Here is a 23,088-nt window from a genome sequence, read left to right as displayed (position 1 = left end):
TGGGAGGTGGTTCGCATGCCGAGGAACCCGATTGTCAGAGTGGCGGCTGCCGCTGCCTTGACGGCCCTGGCGGTGACGGGCGGTGCGGTGCTCGGCGGGCCGGTCGACGCTGCCGGGCGCGGTGCGGCGCCGGCAGTGACGCTGCCGCTGTTCGGCAACGACGTCTCCTGGCCGCAGTGTCCCACGGGCGTGGGCGGCTATGGCCTCCCGATGCCGCCGACCACGGCACAGTTCGTGGTGATCGGCCTGACCTCCGGCCTGCCGTTCACCGAGAACCCCTGCCTCGCCGATCAGGTCGCCTGGGCCAGGACCAACGCGGGTGGCGGCTGCCGCGGGTGCGGATCGGGACGGGCTGGAACGGCTTCTCCGCAATCCTCGCGCCGGGCGACTTCAACGGCGACCAGCGTCCGGACCTGCTGACGCGCGAGCGCTCCACGGGCTACCTGTGGCTCTACCGCGGCAACGGCACGGGTGGGCTGCTGCCCCGGGTCCGCGTGGGTTCGGGGTGGAACGCCTTCAGCGCGCTCGCGGCGCCGGGCGACCTCAACGGTGACGGGGCGGCCGACGTCCTGGCCCGCGAGTCGCGCACCGGCTACCTGTGGCTGTACCCCGGCAACGGCAGGGGCGGGTGGCTGCCGCGGGTCCGCGTCGGGACCGGCTGGAACGCCATGACGGCGATCATGAGCCCCGGTGACCTGACCGGCGACCGCATCCCCGACGTCCTGGCGCGGGACCGGTACGGCAACCTGTGGCTGTACGCCCGCACGCCGGCCGGCGGCTGGCTGCCGCGGGTCCGTGTCGGCACCGGCTGGAACGGCCTCGACGCGATCTTCTGACGGCCTGACCCCTACCCCCACTTGTTGCCACCTCGTGGTCACGGGTCGGCCGATCTGGCGTCCCGGTGACCACCACGTGGCAACAAGTGGGAGAGCGTGGGAGCGGGCGGTGTCGATCGGATGAGGACGGAATGGGCGGCGTCGTGGGGGGAGGCCGAGGGGCTCTACGCTGGGACCCGTGAGCGAGCCGACCACGTACGCGTCCGCCGGAGTCGACGTCGAGGCGGGCGACCGGGCCGTCGAGCTGATGAAGGCGAGCGTGCGCCGGGCGACCAGGCCCGAGGTGCTCGGCGGGCTCGGCGGGTTCGCGGGCATGTTCGACGCCAGCGCCCTCGCCCGCATGACCCGCCCCGTCCTCGCCACCAGCACCGACGGCGTCGGCACCAAGGTCGCCATCGCCCAGGCCCTCGACCGGCACGACACCATCGGCTTCGACCTCGTCGGCATGGTCGTCGACGACATCGTCGTGTGCGGGGCCGAGCCCCTGTTCATGACCGACTACATCGCGACGGGCAAGGTCGTCCCCGAGCGCGTCGCGGCGATCGTCTCGGGTATCGCGGCCGCCTGCGAGCAGGCCCGCGTCGCCCTCGTGGGCGGCGAGACGGCCGAGCACCCCGGGCTGCTCGAGCCCGGCGAGTACGACGTGGCGGGCGCCGCCACCGGCGTCGTCGAGCACGCCGACGTGCTGGGTCCCGACCGCGTGGTCGCGGGTGACGTCGTCCTCGCCCTGGCCAGCAGCGGCCTGCACAGCAACGGCTACTCCCTGGTGCGGCGCGTCGTGCTGACCGCCGGGTGGGCGCTCGAGCGCGAGGTCCCCGAGTTCGGCCGCACGCTCGGTGAGGAGCTGCTCACCCCCACCCGGGTGTATGCCGCGGACCTCGTCGACCTCATCCGCACCGACGGTGTCGACGTCCACGCCCTCTCGCACGTCACCGGCGGTGGCCTGGCCGCCAACCTGGCCCGCGTGCTGCCCCCGGGCTCGTTCGCCCGCGTCGACCGCTCCACGTGGACGCCCCCGGCGGTGTTCTCGACGGTCGGCTCCCTCGGCCGCGTGCCGCAGGACGACCTCGAGCGCACCCTCAACATGGGCGTCGGCTTCGTCGCGATGCTCCCGGCCGGGCAGGTCGACACGGCCATCGCGTTCCTCGCCGCGCGCGGCATACCGGCCTGGGTCGCGGGCGAGGTCGTCGACGAGGCGGACGCCACCCCGGACCCCGGCCACGAGGTCGTCCGCGGCGCCAAGGGCGTCGAGGGTGGCGCGGTCCAGCTCGTCGGGGACTACCGCGCCTGAGTAGGCCGGCGGATGGCGGGCCCGGTGACGGCGCCCCGACCATGGTCGCGTGACCACCGCCGCAGCCGGGTCCGCCGGCTCCATCGACACCCTCCACGCCCCGGACGGCGGGCGTCGTCGCTCCGCGATGTGGTGGGCCGGGCTGGCCACCACGACCGCGGGGCTCCTCGCCACGGCGGCCCTCGTCGTCGAGTGGGCGGTCGCCCAGACCCTCGGCCGGGCTGCCTACGGCCTCACCCGGGGCCTGGCGGGTGGGTGGGCCACGACGGACCCCGACGAGCTGCCCTCCGCGGCGAGCACGCTGACCGACCTGCTCACGACCACCACGGTGGCGACCGTCCTGGCCGTGGCCGCCGCGGTCGCCCTGGCCTCCCGGCTCGGCCGCTCGGTCACGATGCCCCCGTGGGCCAACGGGCTGACGGCAGCGGCCCTCTGCTCGGGAGCCGAGCTCGTCGTCCTCGCGCAGGTCACCGGGGGCTTCCCCGGCTGAGCCGACCGGCGCTAGCGTCGGAGGGTGCCCGGGTGGGACGGGGAGGACCAGTCGGTGCGCCAGTACCGGTGGCTGCTGCGCACCTCGCCGCTCGACGCCCTCGAGGCGGCGCACGTCGAGGCGCTGACGCCCATGCCGAGGTCGCGCCGCTCGATCGTCCTGCGTGCCGTCCAGTACGGCCTCGTGACCGGCCTGCGGCTGACCCCCGACGACGTGGGGCGCATCGCCCACCTCGTCACCGTCGGTGAGCGGCGACGCCCGGGCGACTTCCTGCGCGCCTGCCCGACGCCCGTGCTGGTCACGCTGGCGGAGGGCGTGATCGTCGCCGAGGCCTCGTTCGGCAGGTTCGGCGGGTATGCCGCGTGGGACGGCTCGGACCCCGAGCCCGAGGAGGACGGCGTCGACGACTCCGCGTACGCCGAGCCCTGGCACGTCGCGGTCGAGGAGCACGTGGCCTACCGCGGCATCAGCGGCGGGCGCTCGGTGCCCGGGTCGGCCGGGTCGCGCGGCTGGTGAGCGGCTGGGGGCCGGAAGCGCCCCGCTGGGGAGGCCCGGAGCCCTACGCTGCGGTCACCGGGTAGTCCGTCACGGAGGGGGAGCCATGACCGCACCGACCGAGGACCAGGTGGTCCGCCGCTACCGGTACCTGCTCGCGACCGCGCCGGCCGACGCGCTGCAGGCAGCGCACGTCGAGGCGCTCGAGGGACTGGACGAGCGCGGACGCGAGGCGGCCCTGCGCGCGGTCCAGGAGGCCTTCGTAGCGGGTGGACGGTTGCGCCCGGACGATACCGCGGCCGTCGCGCGGCTGGTCGTGCACGGCGAGCAGCGGGCGCCGGGTGAGTTCCGGCGGGCCTGCGACCCGGCGACGCTGCACGCGCTGGCGGACCGCGTCGTCGGCTCGGAGGCGGCCTTCGGTCTCCTCGGCGGCTACGGCGACTGGGACGGCGCCGACCGCGAGCCGGCCGACCCCGGGGTCGACCACGGCGGTGGGCCCGGCAAGGACGGCGACCCGGCGGCGGAGGCCTGGGCCTACGCCCGGGCGCACGCCGCCCAGCAGAGCGGTTTCGGCGCCGGGTCGGTCTAGCGGGCGCTCGCCAGTGCCTCGTCGGTGGTCGTCAGTGCCACGAGGGGTGCGTAGAGGGCCATGACGTCCAGGGCCTTGGCGTGGTTGTCGTCGGTCGAGCCGGCGCAGGCGTCGGTCACGACCGTGACCGACGCCCCGGCGTCGGCGGCGGCGAGCACGGTGGAGATGACGCAGCAGTCCGTGGCGACCCCGGCGACCACGAGCTCGGGCTGGTCGCCGACGAGGGCCCGCAGGTCCGGCCCCCACTTGCCGAAGGTGGTCGCCGTCACCGTCGCCGCCCGCTCGGCGTGCGGGGCGACCTCGTCCGTGAGCTCGTAGAGCGGGCTGTCGGCCGGCTGCAGGGCCCACGGGAACTGCTCGTAGTACGGGACCCACGCGCCGGTCGGGCGCTGCGGCGCAACGAACCGCGTGAACACCGCCCGCTCGCCGAACGCCTCGGCGAGGCGCACGGCGTTCGCCGCCGCCGCGGCATACCGGGGCGCTCGCCACTCGCTCGAGGGGTCGCCGAACACGCGCTGGAAGTCGACGGCGACCAGCCAGGGCCCAGCGCTCACGCGCGGCCCTCCTGGCGGCGGACGGTGCCGCGCCGCAGGGCCAGGGTGCCGACGAGACCGATGACGAGGGCCAGCAGCACGCCGAGGTTCGCGTACGCCCAGGCGCCGTCACGCCCGCCGAGGCCGAGCGGCCCCAGCAGGTAGCCCTGCCAGTTGTTCCACGAGGCGTCCTTGGCGAAGGTGTTGACGACCAGGCCCCAGCCCAGGACCGAGGCGACGACGGTGAGCCCGATCGAGGTCCAGTCCCACGCGCCGTACCGGCCACGCGGGTCGAACAGCGCCTCCTCGTCGTAGTCGCGCCGGCGCAGCCAGATGTCGCCGATCATGATCCCGGCCCAGGCGGCCAGCGGGACCCCGAGGGTGATGAGGAACGACTGGAACGGGCCGAGGAAGTCCTGGGCGAAGAAGACGACCCAGATGGTGCCGAGGGTGAGGATGACGCCGTCGACGAGCGCCGCGCTCGGGCGGGGGATGCGCACGCCGAGCGAGAGCAGCGTCAGGCCGCTGGAGTAGATGCCCAGCACCGCGCCGCTGACCAGCGCGAGGATCGCGGCGACGAGGAACGGCACGAGGACCCAGGTCGGCAGGATCGTGGCGAGCGTGCCGACCGGGTCGGCGGAGATGCCGTCGCGCAGCTTGGGGTCCGAGCCGGCGAGGAGCAGGCCGTAGAGGACGAGCAGGACCGGCGCCAGCGCCCCGCCCACCGTGTTCCAGGCGACGATCGAGGAGCCGGAGGCGTCACGGCGCTGGTAGCGGGACCAGTCCGCGGCGATGTTGATCCAGCCCAGGCCGAAGCCGGTCATGAGCAGCACGAGCGCGCCGATGACCGACTGGGTGGAGCCGGCCGGGATCGCCGTGACGGTCGACCAGCTGATGTGGTCCACCGTCATCGCGACGTAGAGGACCGTCACCACGCCGGTGATCCAGGTCAGCCACGACTGCAGCCGCATGATGACGTGGTAGCCCGCCACGGACGCGAGCACGATCAGTGCGGCCGTGACGAGCGCGGCCACCACCTTGGTGCCGGTGCCGCCGCCCCAGCCGAGCTCGCGGAAGATCGTCGCGGTCGCCAGCGTCGCCGTGATGGCGAGGAAGGTCTCCCAGCCGATCGAGGTGAGCCACGAGATGACGCCCGGCACCTTCTGCCCGGTGACGCCGAACGCCGCGCGGGAGAGCACCATCGTCGGGGCCGACCCGCGCTTGCCGGCGATCGCGATGACGCCGCACAGCAGGAAGGACACGACGATGCCGACGACCGAGACGAGCACGCCCTGCCAGAACGAGATCCCGAACGCCAGGGCGAACGCGGCGTAGCTGATCCCGAACACGGACACGTTGGCCGCGAACCACGGCCAGAACAGGTCTCGGGGTCGAGCGGTCCGCTCGGCTTCGTCGATGATCTCGATGCCGGTGGTCTCGACCCCGAGACGGCGGGTGCGCTCCCGCGTGTCTGTGCTCATGAGCGGAGCGTAGCCCCCGGCCGAGCCCCCTCAGGGGTGGCGCGGCTGGAGGCGCGGCGGCGTGGCGGCCGGGGTGCAGGCGGTCCCGGAGGACCGTCGTGGCCGACACGGACCACCGGCCCGTGCATGAGGGTGGAGCAGGTCGTGGATCAGGTCATCGCTGACCCGAAACCCACTTCCCGTAGTCGTCGTACTCGTCGTCGGCGTCGTCGGAGGCTCGCTCCGGCTCGGTGTACGACGAACCGTGTAGTTCTCGCTCAAGCGCGCTCAGGTCGGTGTTCGGGGAGAAGTACTTCAGCTCCCGAGCGACCTTGGTCTGCTTGGCCTTGGCCCGGCCGCGCCCCATGGCGTGACCCCCTCATGCGTCTGCCGGGACGGCATCGCCTGGACGAGTCACCTATGGTGCCTCGGCTCCACGGAGCGGTCCCGGGAAATGTGTATGTGTCGTGGGTCCAACGCTACATGAGCCGCGCAAGTTCTGCGGCGGGACCCGCGCCGATCGAGCCGGTCGGACGAGGCGCGGGTCCCGCCACCGCACGAACGGGCGCGCGGCGGGGTGGGGGAGCGCGTCGCACCCCCACCGGGAGGGCTCAGCGCGCGGGCAGCCAGATGCCGCCGGCCTGCTTGGCCGCCATCCGCTCCTCGGCGATGTGGTCCGCCGCCGCGGCGGGGGTGATCGAGCGCTCCTGCGCGGTCTCGAGGACCTCGAGGGTGTGGTCGAAGATCGCCGTCGCGGCCTTCTTGGCCCGCTCGAAGTCGAACCCGTGCAGCTCGTCGCTCACCTGGATGACGCCACCGGCGTTGACGAGGAAGTCGGGGGCGTAGGTGATGCCCCGCGCCGCGAGCTGGTCGGCCGTGCCGCCCTCACCCTCGGTGACGAGCTGGTTGTTCGCGCCGCCGCAGACGACGGTGGCCCGCAGCGCCGCCACGGTCGCGTCGTCGAGCGCCCCGCCGAGCGCGCAGGGGGCGTACACGTCGATGTCGGACCGGATGAGGGCGTCGGTGTCGGCCACGACCTCGACCTCGGGGTGCGCGGCGGTGAGGGCCTCGAGCGCCTCCTGGTTGACGTCGGTGACGACGACGCGGGCACCGTCCTCCAGGAGGTGCCCGGTGAGGATGCGGCCCACCTTGCCGACGCCGGCGATGCCGACGGTCCGGCCGCGCAGCGTCGGGCTGCCCCACACGTGCTGGGCGCACGCCCGCTGGCCCTGGAACACGCCGTACGCCGTGAGCACCGAGGAGTCGCCGGCGCCGCCGTTGGCCTCGCTGCGCCCGGTGGCGAAGCGGGTCGTCTCGCTGACGACGTCCATGTCGGCGACGTACGTGCCCACGTCGCACGCCGTGACGTACCGGCCGCCGAGGCTCTCGACGAAGCGTCCGTAGGCGCGCAGCAGGTCGGGGGTCTTGTCCGTCGCCGGGTCGCCGATGATGACGGCCTTGCCACCGCCGAGCTCCAGCCCGGCCACGGCGTTCTTGTACGCCATCCCCTTGGACAGGCGCAGCACGTCGGCCAGGGCCTCCTCCTCGGTGGCGTACGGGTAGAACCGCGTCCCGCCGAGGGCCGGCCCGAGGGCCGTGCTGTAGATGCCGATGATGGCCCGCAGGCCGGTGGTCTTGTCGTGGCAGAAGACGACCTGCTCGTGCTGGGACATCGAGGTCGTGGGCGGCGAGGACACGGTCACGGTGGTGACTCCTAGGGCTCGGTGACGCTGGGCTGGGCGGCGCGGGTCGCGCGTCGTGCTCCCAGCGTATTCCTGCGCGCGAGGTCCGGGTGCCCGCGTCCCAGCCGGCCTCCCGAGCTCGGGGGTGCCGCGTCCCGGCCCGCCTCTGGCGGGTACCGGGCCGCGCGCCGGCCGGCTCACGGCATCCGCGTGACTAGTACTTCCGGACCATGCGGGATGGCCCGTTCGGAATGTTCCCAATGGGAGGCCCTTGTCCGATTATGGGTGGACGTCCCCTGAAGTAGGAGAAGAACACATGGTCACTCGTCCGACGGAGGTCGAGAAGCTGCTCACGCCTGCAGAGGTTGCTGCGCTCTTCCGAGTCGATCCCAAGACAGTCACCCGCTGGGCCAAGGCAGGAAAGCTCAACTCGATCCGCACCCTGGGCGGCCACCGCCGCTACCGGGAGGCGGAGGTGCGGGCGCTCCTGTCCAACGTCATCTGACGGGGGAGTGAGGCCGGCTCCGGGTTTCAGGGGCTCGGACCGGCCACGCACCCCGGCGTTCGCGGTCGAGCCGCGTCGCCGGCAGCCCGTCCACCTCTAGGGGACAGAGGTGGACGGGACGCCGGCGGTCCCGTCGTGCCCGACCGGTTACCGTGCCCTTCATGAGTGGTGCGCCGCGTCCCGGACCGCTGTCCGGCGTCCGCGTGCTCGAGCTGGGGGGCATCGGCCCCGGCCCGTATGCCGGCATGCTCCTGGCCGATCTCGGCGCGGACGTCGTCCGCGTGGACCGGCCGGGGGAGGACCTGCGTCCGACCCATGCCGTGCTGCTGCGCGGCCGCCGGTCCGTGGAGCTGGACCTCAAGTCCGAGGACGGCCGCGCAGCGGTGCTCGACCTCGCCGCGCGCTCGGACGTGCTCCTCGAGGGGTTCCGCCCCGGGGTCGCCGAGCGGCTCGGGCTCGGACCGCAGGACCTCCTGTCGGTCCGGCCTGCGCTGGTCTACGGACGGATGACCGGGTGGGGCCAGGAGGGCCCGTATGCCGGTCGCGCCGGCCACGACATCACCTACCTCGCCATCTCCGGTGCCCTCGAGGCGTTCGCCGGGGCCGACGGGCGGCCCGTGCCGCCCCTGAACCTTCTCGGTGACTTCGGCGCCGGCGGGATGCTGCTCGCCTTCGGCGTGGTGTCGGCCCTCCTGCACTCCCGCGCGACCGGTGAGGGCCAGGTGGTGGACGCGGCGATCGTCGACGGCGTCGCCTCGACGACCGCGATGCTGCAGTCCATGGTCGCCTCGGGGCTGTGGCCGGGGCCGCGCGGCGCCAACCTGTTCGACGGTGGCGCCCCGTTCTACCGCTGCTACCGGACGGCCGACGACCGCTGGGTGGCCGTCGGTGCCGTCGAGCCGGTCTTCTGGGCGCGCGTGCTCGCGGGTCTCGGGCTGGACGGCGCCGTGGCGGACGAGCTCGTGGAGCGGCAGCTCGACCGCTCGACGTGGCCGGGGGTCGCGGCCCGGCTCGAGGCCGCGTTCGCGACCCGCACCCGCGACGAGTGGGCCGCGCTCTTCGAGGCCTTGGACGCCTGCGTGGCGCCGGTGCTCTCGCTCGCCGAGGCGGCGCAGGACCCCCACCTCGCCGCGCGCGGCACCTACCTCCCGGACCCGGGCGGCTCCGGGCCGACCCAGCCGGGCGTCGTCCCGCGCTTCTCGCCCGTCCCGGGCGCGGGCTCCGGGCTCCGGGCCGGGCGCCCCACCCGTCCCGGTTTGCCCGGGATGGGTGGGACCGAAGAGTGAACTCCGTTCGTCCGAACGGTTGAGTGGTCATTCAAGGCTTGGCAAAGTTCGCGGTGCCGCGTATCAGTTCGGCGGTTTAGTCATCCCACGACCACCTGCCTCGTGACCCTCGGGAGCCCACTGTGACCAACAGTCTCGGTACGTTCGTCCTCGAGCAGATGCGCCTGCTCGGCTGGAGCCGGGAGACGCTGATGCAGCGCACCGCCCTCGACGAGTGGACCCTCGAGGCCATCCTGGACTCCCCGGTCCTGCCGGAGTGGCCCGAGCCGCGGGCCATGGCCGCGCTGGCGCGCGAGCTCAACCTCCCCGTGCGCGAGCTCGTGCTCCAGGCCGCCCAGGGCTGCGGGCTGGACGTCCTGGCGCCCCTGAGCCCCACCGAGACCCTGATGCTCGCGTCCAACGAGGACCTCATGAGGGAGGTCCGCCGCCGGCTCGCCCTCGGTGCGCGCACGGGCCAGTACATCGCGAGCCCGAGCGGGCTGCTCGGCGCGGACGTCGAGTCCGCCTAGACCCACCCCATCCCGGGCGGCTCCCGCCCAGACGCCGGACGGCCGGCCGGAGACCTCTCCGGCCGGCCGTCTGCGTCGGTCTCATCCGGGCCGGACCTGCTCCCGGTAGGCGCGCAGGGCGTCGGCCGCCAGCCGCCGCTGCCGCTCGAGCTCCTGCACCACCGGGTCGGCGACCAGCACACCGTCCTCGCCGAGATGCTCCACCTCGAGGCAGAGGGCAGCCAGGGCGGTCGCGCCGAGGTTGGAGGCCGTCCCCTTGAGCTTGTGGGCCGCCCGCCCCTGGCCCTCCGCGTCACCGGCGGAGTGCGCCGCTCGCAGTGTGTCCATGGTCTCGGCGGTGCTGGAGTCGAAGCGGTCGAGCATCCGCAGCAGCAGGCTGGGGTCGTCGGGGTCGAGCTCGAGCAGCTCGGCGAGCCGGTCGAGGTCGAGGGCGGCAGCCAGCTCGGGCGCGAGGTCGGCAGCGAACGGCGCGGGGCCGGGCGCGGCATCCGCCCCGGCCTCGGCAGCGAACGGCGCGGGGCCGGGCGTGGGCTCCGCCCCGGCTGCGTCGTCCGGGCTCGTGGCCCTGGGACCCACGAGCCGGTCGAGCACGTCGGTCAGCAGCGCGATGTCCACGGGCTTGGTGAGGAAGTCGTCCATGCCGGCCTCGAGGCAGCGCTCGCGCTCACCGGCGATGGCCGACGCGGTCATCGCGATCACCGGGACGTGCTGCCGGCCGTCCTCGAAGGCGCGGATGGCGCGGGTCGCGTCGTAGCCGTCCATCTGCGGCATCTGGCAGTCCATGAGCACCGCGTCGTAGGCGCCGTCGGCGTTCTGGAAGGAGTAGTAGCCGGCCAGGCCGTTCTCGGCGAGGTCGACGGCGAAGCCGAGCGACTCCAGGATCCCGGCGGCCACGAGCTGGTTGACCTCGTTGTCCTCGACCACGAGCACCCGGCCCCGGTCGAGCGACCGCGCCTGCTGCCGGGGGGCGGCGGGGGCGGGGACGGGCTCGGGGGCCGGACCCGGCTGGCGGCTGGCGGCCCCCACCGTGTTGAGGGTGTCGAGCAGGGCGGAGGGGAGCACCGGCTTGAGCAGGCTGGCGTCGATGCCGGCGGCGGCGATGTCGCCCGAGCCGAGGTCCATGGCCGAGGTCAGCAGGATGATCCGCGTGGCGTCGAAGCGGGTGTCGGCGCGCACCATCCGCGCGAACTGCTCACCGTTGACGCCGGGCATGACGTAGTCGAGCAGCACGAGGTCGAACGGGGCCCCCTGCCGCTCCGCCTCGTCGAGCAGGCCGAGGCCCTGCACGCCGGACGACGCGACGACCGCGTCGACCTTCCACCCGGCCAGCTGCTCCTCGAGGATGAACCGGTTCGTCTCGTTGTCGTCGACCACGAGCGCGCGCAGCCCGGCGATGACGCTGCTCGTGGGTGGCGGCGGCGCGGACCCCTCGCCGGCCGCGTCGAAGGTCGCGGTGAACCAGAACGTGCTGCCCGCGCCCTCCTCGCTGTTGACCCCGATCCGGCCGCCCATCGCCGTGACGAGCTGCCGGCTGATCGCCAGGCCCAGCCCCGTGCCGCCGTACTCCCGCGTGGTCGAGGTGTCGCCCTGGGAGAACGCGGTGAACAGCCGGGCCTGGACCTCCGGCGAGATCCCCGAGCCGGTGTCGCTCACGTCGACACGCAGCTGCACGTGCCCGTCCCGGGCGGACTCGACGGTGCAGCGCACCACGACCTCGCCCGCCGCGGTGAACTTCACGGCATTCGCGGTCAGGTTGGCGACCACCTGCCCGAACCGCACCGGGTCGCCCAGGACGCGCCGCGGCACGTCCGGGGAGCAGGTGACGGCGAGCTCGAGGGACTTGGCCCGGGCCCGCTCGGCCGACAGGGTGGTGCTCTGCTCGACGACGCTCGTCGGGTCGAACTCCACCCGCTCGAGCTCGAGCCGGCCGGCCTCGATCTTGGACAGGTCGAGGATGTCGTTGACGAGGGCGAGCAGGCTGCGGCCGGCCGAGTCGATGCCGTCGGCGAGGCGTTGCTGCTGCGGCGACAGCTCGGTGCGCCCGAGCAGCTCGGACAGGCCGATGACGCCGTTGAGGGGGGTGCGGATCTCGTGGCTCATCGTCGCCAGGAAGTCCGACTTGGCCCTCGAGGCCCGCATCGCGTCGTCGCGCGCCTGGGCGAGCCGCTCGGCCGCCCACTCGCGCTCGGCGACGTGGGCGAACAGCGCGCTCGCCTGCCCCACGGTGACGCTGTCGCTGTCGGTGGGTGGGGTCGTGGCGCGGGTGTCCATGACGATGACGCACGCGGCACGCTCCTCCGCGACCACGGGGGCCGCGACGAGGTGGGTGCCCTCGGTGCTGCGCGAGATCTCCGGCATGAGGCTGCGGATCGCGGCCCTGGCCAGCCGTCGCGCCTCGTCGACGTCCGCCTGCGGCGCCGGGCGGGTCCGGCCGGGGACCGCGACGAGCTCCCCGTCGTGGGTCACCCGCCACGCCGCGACCGCGCGCCAGCCGGTGTGCTCGGCGACGTCGGCCAGGATGCGCGGGATGACCTCGGTGATGGTGGTGGCCTCGTTCGCCGCCGTCGCCATCGACGTCAGGAGGGCGAGGGCCTGCTCGGCGTCCTTGGTCTCGGTGACGTCCTGGGCCGTGCCGCCCATGCGGACCACCCGGCCGGTGGCGTCGCGGGTCGCCTGGCCGCGACCGCGGATCCACTTCAACCCGCCGTCGTGCCGGATGATGCGCGCGTCGAACTCGAACGTGCCGGTCTCCATGGCGGCCTGCACGGTCGCCTCGACCTGGGCGCGGTCGTCGGGGTGGATGCGGTCGACGAAGCCCTGGTAGGTGGGGCTCAGGTCCTCCACCCGGTCGAGCTCGTAGATGCGGTACAGCTCGTCGGACCAGGTGACGGTGTCGGTGACGACGTCCCACTCCCAGCTGCCGATCTTGGCGATGTGCTGCGCCTCGGCCAGCAGCTGCTCGCTGCGCTGCATGCTCTCGATGAGCCGCCGCTGCTGCCGGTAGTCGGTGACCCGGTGCAGCCAGCCGACCGGGCGCCCCACCTCGTCGTGGATGGGGGTGTGGCTGACCAGCGCCCACAGCCGGCTGCCGTCCTTGCGCACGAGGGCGCACTCGAGGTTGTCCCCGGGCTCACCCGTCTCCTCGAGCTCGCGCAGGTGGTGGGCGAACTGCTGCCGCCCGACCTCGTCGAGCGTCTCGAACACCGACAGGCCCTGCATCTCGCCGGGGGTGCGTCCGAGCAGCTGGGCCAGCCGGTCGTTGGCGTAGACCGTCCGGCCCTCGCGGTCGAACACCCACAGCCCGTCGGGGGACGCCTCTGCGAGCCAGCGCTGCAGCTCGGCGGGGTCGACGTCGCGGGGCTCTGGCACGGGCCAATCCTCGCACCAAACGTGCCGTTGTCCGGGCAAACGCGCGCTTCCGGGCCGTAAGGACGACCCTTCGGACGACCCCGGCCCGACCGGACGCCGTGCCGTGACAGGCTGGCCACGTGGGAGTCTCGACGGGCGTCGGGCTCGCCGTGGTCTTCGTCGCCGTGCCGTGGCTGTTCATCGGCTTCAAGGCGGCCGGCGCGGCATACGTCGCGGTCCTCGCGTGGCAGGCGCTGCGGCCGGGTGGCCGGGGCCCTTCGAGGTGCACCCCACCGCCCGCCACGGTGCCGGACGCCTGTTCCGGATGGGGCTGGTCACCAACCTGCTCAACCCCAAGGCGGCGATCATGTACCTCGCCCTCATCCCGCAGTTCGTCGACCCGTCGCGCGGCCACACGGTCGCGCAGGGTTTCGTCCTGGGCGCGGTGCAGATCGCGGTGAGCGTGACCGTGAACGCGGGCATCGTCGTGGCCGCGGGCGGCATCGCGGGGGTGCTGACGCGACGCCCGTCCTGGGTGGTGTGGCAGCGCCGGGTGACGGGGACGCTGCTGGGAGCCGTCGCGGTCGTCCTGGCGCGCGAGGTGCCCGCCCGGGCCCGGGTGTGAGGCTCAGGCCCCCGGAGCGGCGCCCGGCTGCCCTGGCTCCTCCGGCTCGGCCGACGTCGCGGCGTCGTCCGTCCCTGCGGCTCGGTCCGAGCCCCGGTCACCGGCGGCGCCGCGCACGGCGCGGGCAAGGTCGGTCGTCGCGCCCTGCTCGGTGGCGGCCGCGGCGGCGTTGGCCCGCTGCACCTCCTCGTAGACCTCCTGCCGGTGCACCTGCACGTGCGACGGCGCGTCGATGCCGATCCGCACCTTGTCGCCGTTGACCTCCAGCACGGTGATCACGACGTCGTGGCCGATGCGGAAGCTCTCGTGGGGACGGCGGCTGAGCACGAGCACGCCCCGGCTCCTTCCCTGGCCCGTCGGGCCATGGTCGTCGACGCCTGCGGTGGTCAGTGCGCGCCGAGCGGCGCCCGCAGCGGGAAGTCCTGGCCGCTCAGGACGACCTGCTCGGCGACTCCGGAGCGGGTGTTGACCACGACCGGTGCGAGCAGGTTGGCATGGGCGGCGCTGACGTCCGCCCCCACAGTAACGATCGTCAGGACGAGCGCGTCGTCGGCGTCCTCGAGGCCGAGCCGCCGGGCGGTGGCGTCGTCCAGGACCGGCTGGTAGTCGGGGAAGAAGACGCCCGCGGCGGCGACGACGAATCCCGGGCCCGAGCCGTCGGTCGGCAGCATCTCGAAGACGCCACCCTCGCCGCCGTGCAGGGCGTAGTCGTGCGCGTCGGGGAAGCCCACCAGGCCCTCGGCGAAGTGCGCGACAGGGGTGGTCGTGGAGGAGGGGGCGTCGAGGGTCATCGCGGTCATTGTCGCCTCACGTGCTCTGGTCGAAAAGTCGGCGGGTGGGGTCGGTCTGCCGGGCGCCGGTCGGGCCGTAGGTCGCGGCAGGGGTCGGCCCGGTGAAGCGGGCGAGGACGTCCTCGACCGCCTGGGCCCCGGCGGCGAGCACGTCGCGGTTGGCGGCGGCGGACTCGGTCAGGTCGCGGGTCGCCTCGAGCAGGGCGGTGCGGTGCTCGGCGAGCAGGTCGTCCCACGGCGCGGGCGCGAGCGCGGCGATCTGGGACAGGGTGGCGTCGGCGTCCAGGCCCAGCGCGAGGGCGACCGGCGCGGTGTCGACGGCGCGGACCAGCTCGGCCCCACGCACCTGCTCCAGCGCGATCTCGACCTCCTGCGCCGCCCGCGCCACCCAGGTGGCACGTCCGGTCTCGACCAGGGCGCGCTGCACCTCGAGGCGGTAGGCCAGGCGCTCGAGCAGCCCGCGGACGGCCCAGAGGGCGCCGGAGAGCTCGGCGCACTGCTGGGCGGCGTCACGGGTCTCGGTTCTCACGACCGCCCCCATCGTCAGCCGGGCGGCATCCCTGAGCCGTTTCGGGACGTCATCGAGGGTCGCGCGGGCTGCAAGCGCTTCCATGAGCACAGCGGAGTGCCGCAAACACAGGTTCCTGACACATTCCATACCCAACGTCGTCCGAACGGCCGAGGTTGCTTGTCCGAAGGGGCGGAGACCTGCTGTGGTGGTCGGGAGCACTCGGTGGCGTGCGCAATTCTCGTCCACGTGACCGCGACTGAGTGCTTTCAGGCCAGTTTGGACGAGTTTGACGTCGAGCGGGCCTGCCGCGAGAACCTTCCCATCGTGCACTACGAGGTGCGCTCGCTCAGCGCCCGCCTCCCCGGCCACGTCGCCCTCGACGACCTCACGTCGGCCGGCCTCGGTGCGCTGGTCGCCGCCGCCCGCTCGTTCGACCCCGCCCTCGGGGTGCCGTTCGGGCGGTATGCCGCGCGGCGCATCCGCGGCGCGCTGCTCGACGAGCTGCGCTCGATGGACTGGGCGTCGCGGTCGCTGCGCGCCCGGGCCCGCGAGCGCGAGGCCCACCGCGAGGCGCTCGCCGGCCGGCTGAGCCGCGAGCCGCGCGAGCAGGAGCTGGCGACCTCGATGGGGACGTCGGTCCAGGAGCTGCGCGAGCTGCGCCGGGACCTGCACCAGTCGGTCGTGCTGCGGATCGACGCCGTGCGCGAGGACGGCGAGGCCGACGCGCTGCTGCCCCGCACCACCGCGACACCGGAGTCGCTCGTCGTGGAGCGGGAGCGCCGCGCCTACCTGCTCGCCGCCGTCGACGCCCTCCCCGAGCGGCTCCAGGCCGTCGTGCGCGGGACCTTCTTCGAGGACCGCCCGATCCGCGAGGTGGCCGAGGAGCTCGGCGTCACCGAGTCGCGCGTCTCCCAGCTGCGCACCGAGGCGCTCGGGCTGCTGCGCGACGGGCTCAACACCCACCTCGACCCCGAGCTCGTGCCGGCCCGACCCGACGGCGTCGTCGCCCGACGCAGGGCCGCGTACTACGCCGAGATCGCCGGCCGGGCCAGCCACCACAACCGCCGCCCGGGCGGCATCGGGAGCACCCACCGCGCGCACCGCGTCGTGGGCGAGTGAGTCCCGCGACACGCTCGCGGAGAAAGTCCTCAGGGACGGCTCGGCCCGGCCGATAGGGCCGGTGTCGACCCCCTGGGCCGACGCGGGGAGCCACGGATGGCTCCCCGGGACCCCATCCAAGGAGAGGAACCACCATGGGTCTTCAGATCAACACCAATGTCGCGGCCATGAACGCGTACCGGAACCTGAGCTCGACGCAGAGTTCGATGGCCACCAGCCTCGAGCGACTGTCCTCGGGCCTGCGGATCAACCGGGCCGCCGACGACGCCGCCGGCCTGGCGATCAGCGAGAAGCTGCGCGCCCAGACCAACGGCCTCAACCAGGCCACCTCGAACGCGCAGGACGCGATCAGCCTCGTGCAGACTGCGGAGGGCGCACTCAACGAGACGCACTCGATCCTGCAGCGCATGCGTCAGCTGTCGGTCCAGGCGGCCAACGACACGAACACCGCGGACGACCGCACCGCCATCCAGAGCGAGGTGACGGCCCTCAACGACGAGCTCGACCGCATCGCCAGCACCACCCAGTTCAACGGGCAGAACCTCCTCGACGGCACCGGTGGCACCTCCGGCACCTTCACCTTCCAGATCGGCGCCAACAGCGGCCAGACCGTCGACGTCGCCTTCGCGAAGGCCGACACGACGACCCTCGGCACCGGCACCCTGGACGTGTCGACCTCGGCCGGCGCGGCGACCGCGCTCACCGCGATCGACAACGCCATCAAGACCGTCTCGGGCAACCGGGCCGACCTCGGTGCGGTGCAGAACCGTCTGCAGCACACCATCAACAGCCTCAGCGTCGCCTCCGAGAACTCGGCTGCTGCCGAGTCCCGGATCCGCGACACCGACATGGCCAAGGAGATGACGTCCTTCACCCGGTCGCAGATCCTGCAGCAGGCCGGTGTCTCGATGCTGGCGCAGGCCAACTCCGCCCCGCAGTCGGTCCTCAAGCTGCTCGGCTGAGTCCGGAGCGCGGCCCGGGGCCTGAGGGGGCGACCCTCCCTCTGCCCCGGGCCCGCGCCCGTCCTGCACCAGCACCAGGAAAGGAGGCAGTGCCATGGCCTCGGTCGACGGACTCGTCTCCGGCCTGAACACCGCCCAGATCATCAGCTCCCTCATGCAGGTCGAGCGGCAGTCGGGCGCCTACCTGACCACCGGCAAGGCGGCCAGCCAGACGATGGTCAGCGTCCTGCAGGCGCTCAACAGCAGCCTCAGCACGCTGCAGACGGCCGCCGCTGCCCTCGTCCCCGACAGCATCACGAAGACCTCCGCCTGGACCTCGACCACGGCGACCTCCTCGCAGGCGACCCTCGCCACCGCGACCACCGGCGCCACCGCCACGCCCGGCAGCACGACCTTCACGGTGCAGTCGGTCGCCACCGCGGGGGCTGCGGTCTCCTCCGGCTCGGTCGCCAGCCTCGACACGGCCGTCGCCGGCGGCCCGTTCGTGCTGGCCCAGGGCCTCGGCGCGCTCGGCCTCGCCTCGCCCACGGCCGGCGCCACCCTGGCGGCCGGGAAGCACACCGTCGCGGTCACCCAGTCCTCGGCCGGCGCGACGCTCACCGGCTCCCCGGTGGCCGACACCGTGACGATCGACGCCTCCAATGCAGGCCTCTCCGTCCTGCTCGACGGCTCGGCGACCCCCACGACGTTCACCCTCGCGCAGGGCACCTACACCCGCGACCAGCTCGCGGCCGAGGTCACGCGCGCGTCCGGCGGTGCATTGACCGCCTCCACCACGACCGGCGGTGCGCTCAGCGTCGCCACGACCCACGAGGGCTCGGCCGCCAGCTTCGCCCTGGCCGGCGCCAACACCGCCCTCGGCCTCACCGACACCTCGACCACGGCGACGGGCACCGACGCGGTCCTCTCGCTCGACGGGGTCGCGACCACCGTCTCGAGCCTGACCCGCGGCACCCAGCTGAGCCTCAACGGCGCCGGCGGCGACAGCCTCGTCTTCACCCTCAGCGGCGGCCTCCGTGCCGGGACCGCGTCGGCGACGCTCGTCGACGTCGCGGCCGGCGCCTCCCTGACGGCCGTGGTCTCGGCGATCAACGGGGCCGGCGCGGGCGTCCGGGCCACCGCCGTCCAGGTGTCCTCCACGGCATACCGGCTCCAGCTCAACTCGATGACCACGGGGGCGGCGTCCGACGTCACCCTGGGAGACAACGCGTTCCCCGCCTCGACCTCCACCCTCGGGTCGATGCTCGAGCTGCAGAAGGGCACCGACACCGTCCTTCGGGTCGGCACGGGACCCGGCGCGTACGACGTCACCTCGCCGACCGCGTCCGTCACCGGGCTGCTCCCCGGCGTCACCGTCACGGCCGCCAAGGCCGACCCCACCACCCCGGTCACCATCACCGTGGACCACGACAGCGCCGGCATCGCGGACAAGGTCCAGGCGATGGTCAAGGCCGCCAACGACGTCCTGGCCTACCTGTCGAGCAAGTCCTCGTACGACGCCACGAGCAAGACCGCGGGGCCGCTCCTCGGCAGCTCGATGGCGCGCGACCTGGCCCAGCGGATCACGGACACGGCCGTCGGCACCTCGGCGAGCACGCCGGGCATGGTCGGGGTCCAGGTGGCGCGCGACGGCAGCCTCACCTTCGACCGCACGGCGTTCCTCACGGCCTACGCCAAGGACCCCGACGCGGTCGCGGGCACGCTGACGACCATGGCCTCGGCCGTCACGGACACGGTCAAGGCGGCCTCGGACCCGCTCGACGGCTACGTCACCGGGCAGGTGAACCTCGCCCAGGAGCAGGTCCGCGACTACACCGACCAGATCGCGAACCTCGAGGTCCGGATGTCCATGCGGCAGGACAGCCTCCAGCGCCAGTACGCCGCCCTCGAGACCATGCTCGGCAGCCTGCAGTCCCAGAGCCAGTGGCTCGCGGGGCAGATCGCGTCGCTGCCCACCCCGTCCAGCGGCAAGAACTAGCCGGCGACAACCCAGGAGCTCCCACCGTGACCACCCCCGCGATGCTGCGCCGCCGCTACCAGGCCGACGCCGTGACCACCGCCACCCCGAGCCGCCTCGTCGTCATGCTCTACGACCGGCTCGTCAAGGACCTGTATGCCGCGCACACGGCGATCGGGTCCGCCGACATCCCGGGCGCGCACAACGCCCTGCTCCACGCGCAGGAGATCGTCGCCGAGCTGACCGGCTCGCTCGACGTCGAGCGCTGGGAGGAGGCACGCAGCCTCGCCTCCCTCTACGAGTACCTGTCGCACACCCTCGTGCGCGCCAACCTGGCCAAGTCGCAGTCCTACGTCATGGACTGCCTCGAGGTCGTCGAGCCGCTGCGCGACGCGTTCGCGACCGCCGCGCTGACCCCCGAGGCCGAGCCGCTCGAGGGCGTGTCGTGAGCGCCGAGTCCTGGGCGCTGTCCTGGAGCCAGCCGTGGGACGGCGCACTGGACCGGCTCCAGGAGGACCTCGACCGCGTCGAGGCGCAGCTGTCCGGTGGGTCGCTGACCGTCGCGCCCGAGCCGTTCGTGCCCGACCTGGGCACCCCGCTCCCCGAGCACCTGGGGGACCGGGCCCGCGACCTGCTGGCGCGCACCGACGCGCTCGCCCACCGGGTGGCCGGCGAGCTGTCCCGCACCGGCAGGGAGCTCCGCAGGGTCACCGAGCGTGCCCCCGAGGGCGGCGCACCCGGCAGCCGCGGTCGCCGTCACCCGGCCTTCCTGGACACGAGGGCCTGATGTCCGACTTCGCCAGCCTCGGCCTGGGCGCCCGTGCGCTCCAGGCGGCCCAGCGCGGTCTCGACCTCAGCGGACAGAACATCAGCAACGTGAACACCGCCGGGTACTCGCGCCAGCGCCTCGACCAGGTCGCGCAGGGCTCCTCCGTCGTGCCGTCGATGTGGGCCGCGGGACCGATCACCGGCGACGGCGTCCTGGTCCCGGGCACGGAGCGGATCCGGGACGAGTTCCTCGAGGCCCGCGCCCAGCAGGTGCACGGCTCGCAGGCGCTCGCGGCCACCGCGCAGTCCACGCTCGGCGCCGTCGAGGGCGCCTTCGGCGAGCCGGGCAGCACCGGCCTGCAGTCGCAGCTGTCGGCCTTCTGGAACGCCTGGCACGACGTCGCGAACGACCCGACCAGCACCGCCCCCCGCACCGCGCTGCTCGCCAAGGCCACCCAGCTGGCCGGCGCCTTCAACCGGGTCGCGGACGACCTGGACCAGCAGTGGTCCGACGGCCGCGAGCAGCTGGTCGCCACCGTGGCCCAGGCCAACCAGGCCGCGGCCGACGTCGCCAGGCTCAACGACGCCATCCGCAGCGCCACCGCCTCCGGGGTGCCGGCGCACGAGCTGTCGGACCAGCGTGACCAGCTCGTCCTGCAGCTCGGCGAGTCGGTGGGCGCGGTCGGCCGCCTCGCCGAGGACGGCACCGTCACGGTCACCGTGGGCGGCACGGCGCTGGTGAGCGGGAACCGGGCCTCCGAGCTGACCGTCACGGGGCAGCCCACCCGCGCCGCCGGGGGAGGCGCCGGCGTCGCGTGGGCCGCCTCGGGGACCCCGGCCACCCTCGGCGGCGGCACCGCCCAGGGGCTGCTCACCGCCCTGACCACCACGATCCCCACCTACGCCGGCGCCCTCGACGCGGTTGCCGCGTCGGTCGTCACCACCGTGAACGCCCAGCAGGCAGCCGGCTTCGACCGCACCGGTGGCACCGGCAGCCCGCTGTTCGGTGGCACCACCGCCGGCACCCTCCGCGTGGCGATGGACGACCCCCAGGGCGTCGCGGCCTCCTCGGCGCCGCCCCCGGCATACGACGGCGGCAACGCCTCCGCCATGGCGGCGCACCTCGGCGACGCGACCGGACCCGACGCGAGCTACCGCAGCCTCGTCGTGCAGCTCGGCGTCGAGTCGCAGAGCGCCTCCCGGCAGGCCGACGTGCAGGGGGTCGTGCTGCGCCAGGTCGACACCGCGCGCCAGGGCGTCTCCAGCGTCAGCCTCGACGAGGAGATGACCAACCTCATGAGCTACCAGCACGCGTATGCCGCCGCCGCCCGGTTCGTGACCGCGGTCGACGAGACGCTGAGCACCCTGATGACGATGGCGCGCTGAGGCGCGCCACCGACCACCACCACCGGCCACCCCACCGACCGACCCCGACCCCGCCGAGCGCACCGGAGCGATCCCCATGACCCGCGTCACCCCCACCACCCTCAGCAGCGGTGTGATGGCCGGCCTCCAGAGCAGCCTGTCCCGGCTGCAGCAGACCCAGGAGCAGCTCTCCTCCGGGCGGCGGCTCAACCGGCCGTCCGACTCGCCCGTCGACACCGTCGCGGCGATGCAGCTGCGGGCCCAGCAGGGTCAGCAGGAGCAGCTGTCGCGCAGCATCGACGACGGCCTCGCCTGGCTCGACACCGCCGACTCCGCGCTCAACCAGGCGGACAGCTCGCTCGGGCGGGTGCGCCAGCTCGTCCTCGCCGGAGGCAACGCCACCAACGGCCCGGCCGAGCGCGAGGCGATGGCCGCCGAGGTCGACCAGCTGCGCGCCGGGATCCTCCAGCTCGCCAACTCCCAGTACGGCGGCCGCCCCGTCTTCGCCGGCACCCAGGACACCGCCTCGGCGTACGACCCGGCCACCGGCGCCTACCTCGGCAACGGCGCCACCGTCGACCGCACGGTCTCCGACGACGCCGCCTCGGGCCGCGTCCCCGTCAGCGTGCCCGGCAGCGCCGCCTTCACGACGCTGCTGGCCGACCCGTCGGACCCGACCGGGGCAGGCGTCCTCGGCCGGATCAGCGCCGCCTTGCGCAGCGGTGACACGACGGCGCTCGGCACCGCGCTCGGCGACCTCGACACGGCCGGGGAGGCCCTGCGCTCGACGCAGAGCACCGTCGGCGCCCGCGCGAACCGGCTCACCGCCGCCCAGTCCAGCGGTGCGCTGCGCGCCGACACCGTCACCAGCCGACTGGCCGCCGTCGAGAACATCGACCTGGCGAAGACGATCACCGACCTCAGCCTCCAGCAGACCGCGTACCAGGCCGCGCTCGGGGCCGCGGCCAAGGTGGTCCAGCCGTCGCTCATGGACTTCCTGCGCTGACGCTCGGCCGAGCCTCAGCCGAACGGCTGAGTTCGACCGCGTTTGCCGCGGTTTGATGTCCTGACTCCTCAGTGGCCCGCGGCACGGGCCGATGGGGGCGCCAGGCCATGGATGGCCGGACGCCGCCAGGGACGGGTGGCACCACGCCCCCGACTGGTTCGTGGCACCACGGTGCGACGGACCGCCATCCAGGAGTGCCATGACCGACCTCATCGGCGACGCGACGCTGCGCGCCCTCGGCCACGCGCTGAGCGGCCTGTCGCTGCGTCAGCGGACCATCGCCGACAACGTCGCCAACGTCGACACCCCGCAGTTCCTCGCGGGCCGGGTCGACTTCGAGTCCAGCCTGCTCGCCGCGATCTCCGACGGCGAGGACGCCGGTGACGCACCCGTGACAACAGAGCGCTCGATGGCCCCCACCCGGACCGACGGCAACAACGTGAACCTCGACGAGGAGACCCTCGCCGGCACCGAGACCGGCCTCGCCTACCAGCTCGGCGTGCAGGCGATGACCGACCACTTCGCACGGCTGCGCATCGCCGCGGGCGGGGCCTCCTGATGGCCGGGCCGTTCGGCGCCATCGACACCGCCGGCACCGGCCTGGTGCTGCACCGCACGTGGCTGGACGCCGTCGCCGACAACATCGCCAACGTCAACACGGTCCGCCCGACGAGCGGCGAGGCGTTCCGCGCGCGGTACGTCGTCGCCGAGGCCGCCAACTACGGCGGCACCGACGGGGTGCGCGTGGCGGGTGCCGAGTTCGGCGACGCCCAGGGCCGGATGACCTACCAGCCGGACTCGCCCCTGGCCGACGCCCAGGGCTACGTGCGGCTGCCGGACATCGACCTCGCCGACCAGATGTCGCAGCTGATCATGGCCCAGCGCGGTTACCAGGCGAACCTCGCCGTCGTCGAGCGCGCCACCGCGGCATACCAGCAGGCGATCGGGCTGGGCCGCTGA

26 protein-coding genes are annotated in these 23,088 nt (G+C 73.8%); 18 read left to right on the top strand and 8 right to left on the bottom strand.

What is annotated here, in order from left to right:
• The first annotated feature begins 335 nt into the window (after positions 1-335).
• From RKE38_RS07135 to RKE38_RS07115, 5 genes are all read left to right on the top strand, one after another.
• The gene (locus tag RKE38_RS07135) at positions 336-836 is read left to right on the top strand and encodes a VCBS repeat-containing protein (protein ID WP_316006749.1); all 501 of its coding nucleotides are present in this window, start codon (positions 336-338) and stop codon (positions 834-836) included.
• Positions 837-1,014: 178 nt separating this feature from the next.
• Positions 1,015-2,127 (top strand): phosphoribosylformylglycinamidine cyclo-ligase, encoded by a 1,113-nt coding sequence (purM, locus tag RKE38_RS07130; RefSeq protein ID WP_316006748.1) that lies wholly within the window; start codon positions 1,015-1,017, stop codon positions 2,125-2,127.
• Between the two features lie 49 nt (positions 2,128-2,176).
• Positions 2,177-2,617 carry a hypothetical protein gene (locus RKE38_RS07125; protein WP_316006747.1) on the top strand — a complete coding sequence of 147 codons (441 nt, stop codon included), beginning with the start codon at positions 2,177-2,179 and terminating at the stop codon, positions 2,615-2,617.
• A 24-nt stretch (positions 2,618-2,641) separates the two neighbouring features.
• Positions 2,642-3,133, top strand: coding sequence for a hypothetical protein (locus tag RKE38_RS07120; protein ID WP_316006746.1), 492 nt, complete (start codon positions 2,642-2,644; stop codon positions 3,131-3,133).
• A gap of 85 nt (positions 3,134-3,218) precedes the next feature.
• A complete protein-coding gene (locus tag RKE38_RS07115; protein WP_316006745.1) occupies positions 3,219-3,701 on the top strand; it encodes a hypothetical protein in 483 nt (160 codons plus the stop codon).
• On the opposite strand, the gene RKE38_RS07110 is transcribed toward RKE38_RS07115, so the two are convergent.
• The 4 genes from RKE38_RS07110 to RKE38_RS07095 all read right to left on the bottom strand — a co-directional run bounded on the left by RKE38_RS07110 (position 3,698) and on the right by RKE38_RS07095 (position 7,397).
• Positions 3,698-4,255, bottom strand: a complete 558-nt coding sequence (locus tag RKE38_RS07110; RefSeq protein WP_316006744.1) for a cysteine hydrolase family protein — start codon at positions 4,253-4,255, stop codon at positions 3,698-3,700. The genes RKE38_RS07115 and RKE38_RS07110 overlap by 4 nt on opposite strands.
• Complete coding sequence (locus RKE38_RS07105; protein ID WP_316006743.1) at positions 4,252-5,715, bottom strand: purine-cytosine permease family protein; 1,464 nt, start codon at positions 5,713-5,715, stop codon at positions 4,252-4,254. Before RKE38_RS07105 ends, RKE38_RS07110 begins: the two co-directional genes overlap by 4 nt.
• Positions 5,716-5,869: 154 nt before the next feature.
• Positions 5,870-6,061 (bottom strand): DUF3073 domain-containing protein, encoded by a 192-nt coding sequence (locus RKE38_RS07100; RefSeq protein WP_316006742.1) that lies wholly within the window; start codon positions 6,059-6,061, stop codon positions 5,870-5,872.
• A 244-nt stretch (positions 6,062-6,305) separates the two neighbouring features.
• Entirely contained in the window at positions 6,306-7,397 is a 1,092-nt protein-coding gene (locus RKE38_RS07095) for a Glu/Leu/Phe/Val dehydrogenase dimerization domain-containing protein (RefSeq protein ID WP_316006741.1), read from the bottom strand.
• A 295-nt stretch (positions 7,398-7,692) separates the two neighbouring features.
• Between RKE38_RS07095 and RKE38_RS07090 the strand changes: the two genes are divergently transcribed.
• From RKE38_RS07090 to RKE38_RS07080, 3 genes are all read left to right on the top strand, one after another.
• Positions 7,693-7,881: a BldC family transcriptional regulator gene (locus tag RKE38_RS07090; protein WP_310151424.1), complete on the top strand. Its 189-nt coding sequence runs from the start codon at positions 7,693-7,695 to the stop codon at positions 7,879-7,881.
• A 161-nt stretch (positions 7,882-8,042) separates the two neighbouring features.
• On the top strand, positions 8,043-9,167 hold the full coding sequence (locus RKE38_RS07085; RefSeq protein WP_316006740.1) for a CaiB/BaiF CoA-transferase family protein: 1,125 nt from the start codon (positions 8,043-8,045) through the stop codon (positions 9,165-9,167).
• 122 nt (positions 9,168-9,289) lie between these two features.
• Positions 9,290-9,676: a hypothetical protein gene (locus RKE38_RS07080; RefSeq protein ID WP_316006739.1), complete on the top strand. Its 387-nt coding sequence runs from the start codon at positions 9,290-9,292 to the stop codon at positions 9,674-9,676.
• A gap of 81 nt (positions 9,677-9,757) precedes the next feature.
• Here RKE38_RS07080 and RKE38_RS07075 read toward each other — a convergent pair whose 3' ends face one another.
• Positions 9,758-13,045, bottom strand: a complete 3,288-nt coding sequence (locus RKE38_RS07075; RefSeq protein WP_316006738.1) for a response regulator — start codon at positions 13,043-13,045, stop codon at positions 9,758-9,760.
• A gap of 223 nt (positions 13,046-13,268) precedes the next feature.
• Here RKE38_RS07075 and RKE38_RS07070 point away from each other — a divergent pair, with 223 nt between their 5' ends.
• Complete coding sequence (locus RKE38_RS07070) at positions 13,269-13,649, top strand: LysE family translocator (protein WP_316006737.1); 381 nt, start codon at positions 13,269-13,271, stop codon at positions 13,647-13,649.
• A 3-nt stretch (positions 13,650-13,652) separates the two neighbouring features.
• On the opposite strand, the gene csrA is transcribed toward RKE38_RS07070, so the two are convergent.
• Genes csrA through flgN form a run of 3 tightly spaced genes read right to left on the bottom strand, consistent with a single transcriptional unit; the run spans position 13,653 to position 15,053 of the window.
• Positions 13,653-13,982, bottom strand: coding sequence for a carbon storage regulator CsrA (gene csrA, locus RKE38_RS07065; RefSeq protein ID WP_316006736.1), 330 nt, complete (start codon positions 13,980-13,982; stop codon positions 13,653-13,655).
• A gap of 53 nt (positions 13,983-14,035) precedes the next feature.
• Complete coding sequence (fliW, locus tag RKE38_RS07060) at positions 14,036-14,440, bottom strand: flagellar assembly protein FliW (protein ID WP_316006735.1); 405 nt, start codon at positions 14,438-14,440, stop codon at positions 14,036-14,038.
• Positions 14,441-14,456: 16 nt separating this feature from the next.
• Positions 14,457-15,053 (bottom strand): flagellar export chaperone FlgN, encoded by a 597-nt coding sequence (gene flgN / locus RKE38_RS07055; protein ID WP_316006734.1) that lies wholly within the window; start codon positions 15,051-15,053, stop codon positions 14,457-14,459.
• A gap of 144 nt (positions 15,054-15,197) precedes the next feature.
• Between flgN and RKE38_RS07050 the strand changes: the two genes are divergently transcribed.
• From RKE38_RS07050 to RKE38_RS07010, 9 genes are all read left to right on the top strand, one after another.
• Complete coding sequence (locus RKE38_RS07050; RefSeq protein ID WP_316006733.1) at positions 15,198-16,070, top strand: sigma-70 family RNA polymerase sigma factor; 873 nt, start codon at positions 15,198-15,200, stop codon at positions 16,068-16,070.
• Between the two features lie 134 nt (positions 16,071-16,204).
• On the top strand, positions 16,205-17,032 hold the full coding sequence (locus tag RKE38_RS07045; protein ID WP_316006732.1) for a flagellin: 828 nt from the start codon (positions 16,205-16,207) through the stop codon (positions 17,030-17,032).
• Between the two features lie 94 nt (positions 17,033-17,126).
• Positions 17,127-19,010, top strand: a complete 1,884-nt coding sequence (gene fliD, locus RKE38_RS07040) for a flagellar filament capping protein FliD (protein ID WP_316006731.1) — start codon at positions 17,127-17,129, stop codon at positions 19,008-19,010.
• A gap of 26 nt (positions 19,011-19,036) precedes the next feature.
• The gene (fliS, locus tag RKE38_RS07035) at positions 19,037-19,438 is read left to right on the top strand and encodes a flagellar export chaperone FliS (protein WP_316006730.1); all 402 of its coding nucleotides are present in this window, start codon (positions 19,037-19,039) and stop codon (positions 19,436-19,438) included.
• Positions 19,435-19,776: a hypothetical protein gene (locus RKE38_RS07030; protein WP_316006729.1), complete on the top strand. Its 342-nt coding sequence runs from the start codon at positions 19,435-19,437 to the stop codon at positions 19,774-19,776. Before fliS ends, RKE38_RS07030 begins: the two co-directional genes overlap by 4 nt.
• The gene (flgK, locus tag RKE38_RS07025) at positions 19,776-21,143 is read left to right on the top strand and encodes a flagellar hook-associated protein FlgK (RefSeq protein ID WP_316006728.1); all 1,368 of its coding nucleotides are present in this window, start codon (positions 19,776-19,778) and stop codon (positions 21,141-21,143) included. Before RKE38_RS07030 ends, flgK begins: the two co-directional genes overlap by 1 nt.
• A 76-nt stretch (positions 21,144-21,219) precedes the next feature.
• Positions 21,220-22,128 carry a flagellar hook-associated protein FlgL gene (flgL, locus tag RKE38_RS07020; protein WP_316006727.1) on the top strand — a complete coding sequence of 303 codons (909 nt, stop codon included), beginning with the start codon at positions 21,220-21,222 and terminating at the stop codon, positions 22,126-22,128.
• 199 nt (positions 22,129-22,327) lie between these two features.
• Entirely contained in the window at positions 22,328-22,687 is a 360-nt protein-coding gene (locus RKE38_RS07015; protein WP_316006726.1) for a flagellar basal body rod protein FlgB, read from the top strand.
• Entirely contained in the window at positions 22,687-23,088 is a 402-nt protein-coding gene (locus tag RKE38_RS07010; protein WP_316006725.1) for a flagellar basal body rod protein FlgC, read from the top strand. The genes RKE38_RS07015 and RKE38_RS07010 overlap by 1 nt, the downstream gene beginning before the upstream one ends.

It is taken from the genome of Phycicoccus sp. M110.8 (assembly GCF_032464895.1).
GTDB lineage: Bacteria > Actinomycetota > Actinomycetes > Actinomycetales > Dermatophilaceae > Pedococcus.
Note: the sequence above shows the minus strand (reverse complement) of the source record. Positions and strands in the feature narration are given on the sequence as shown.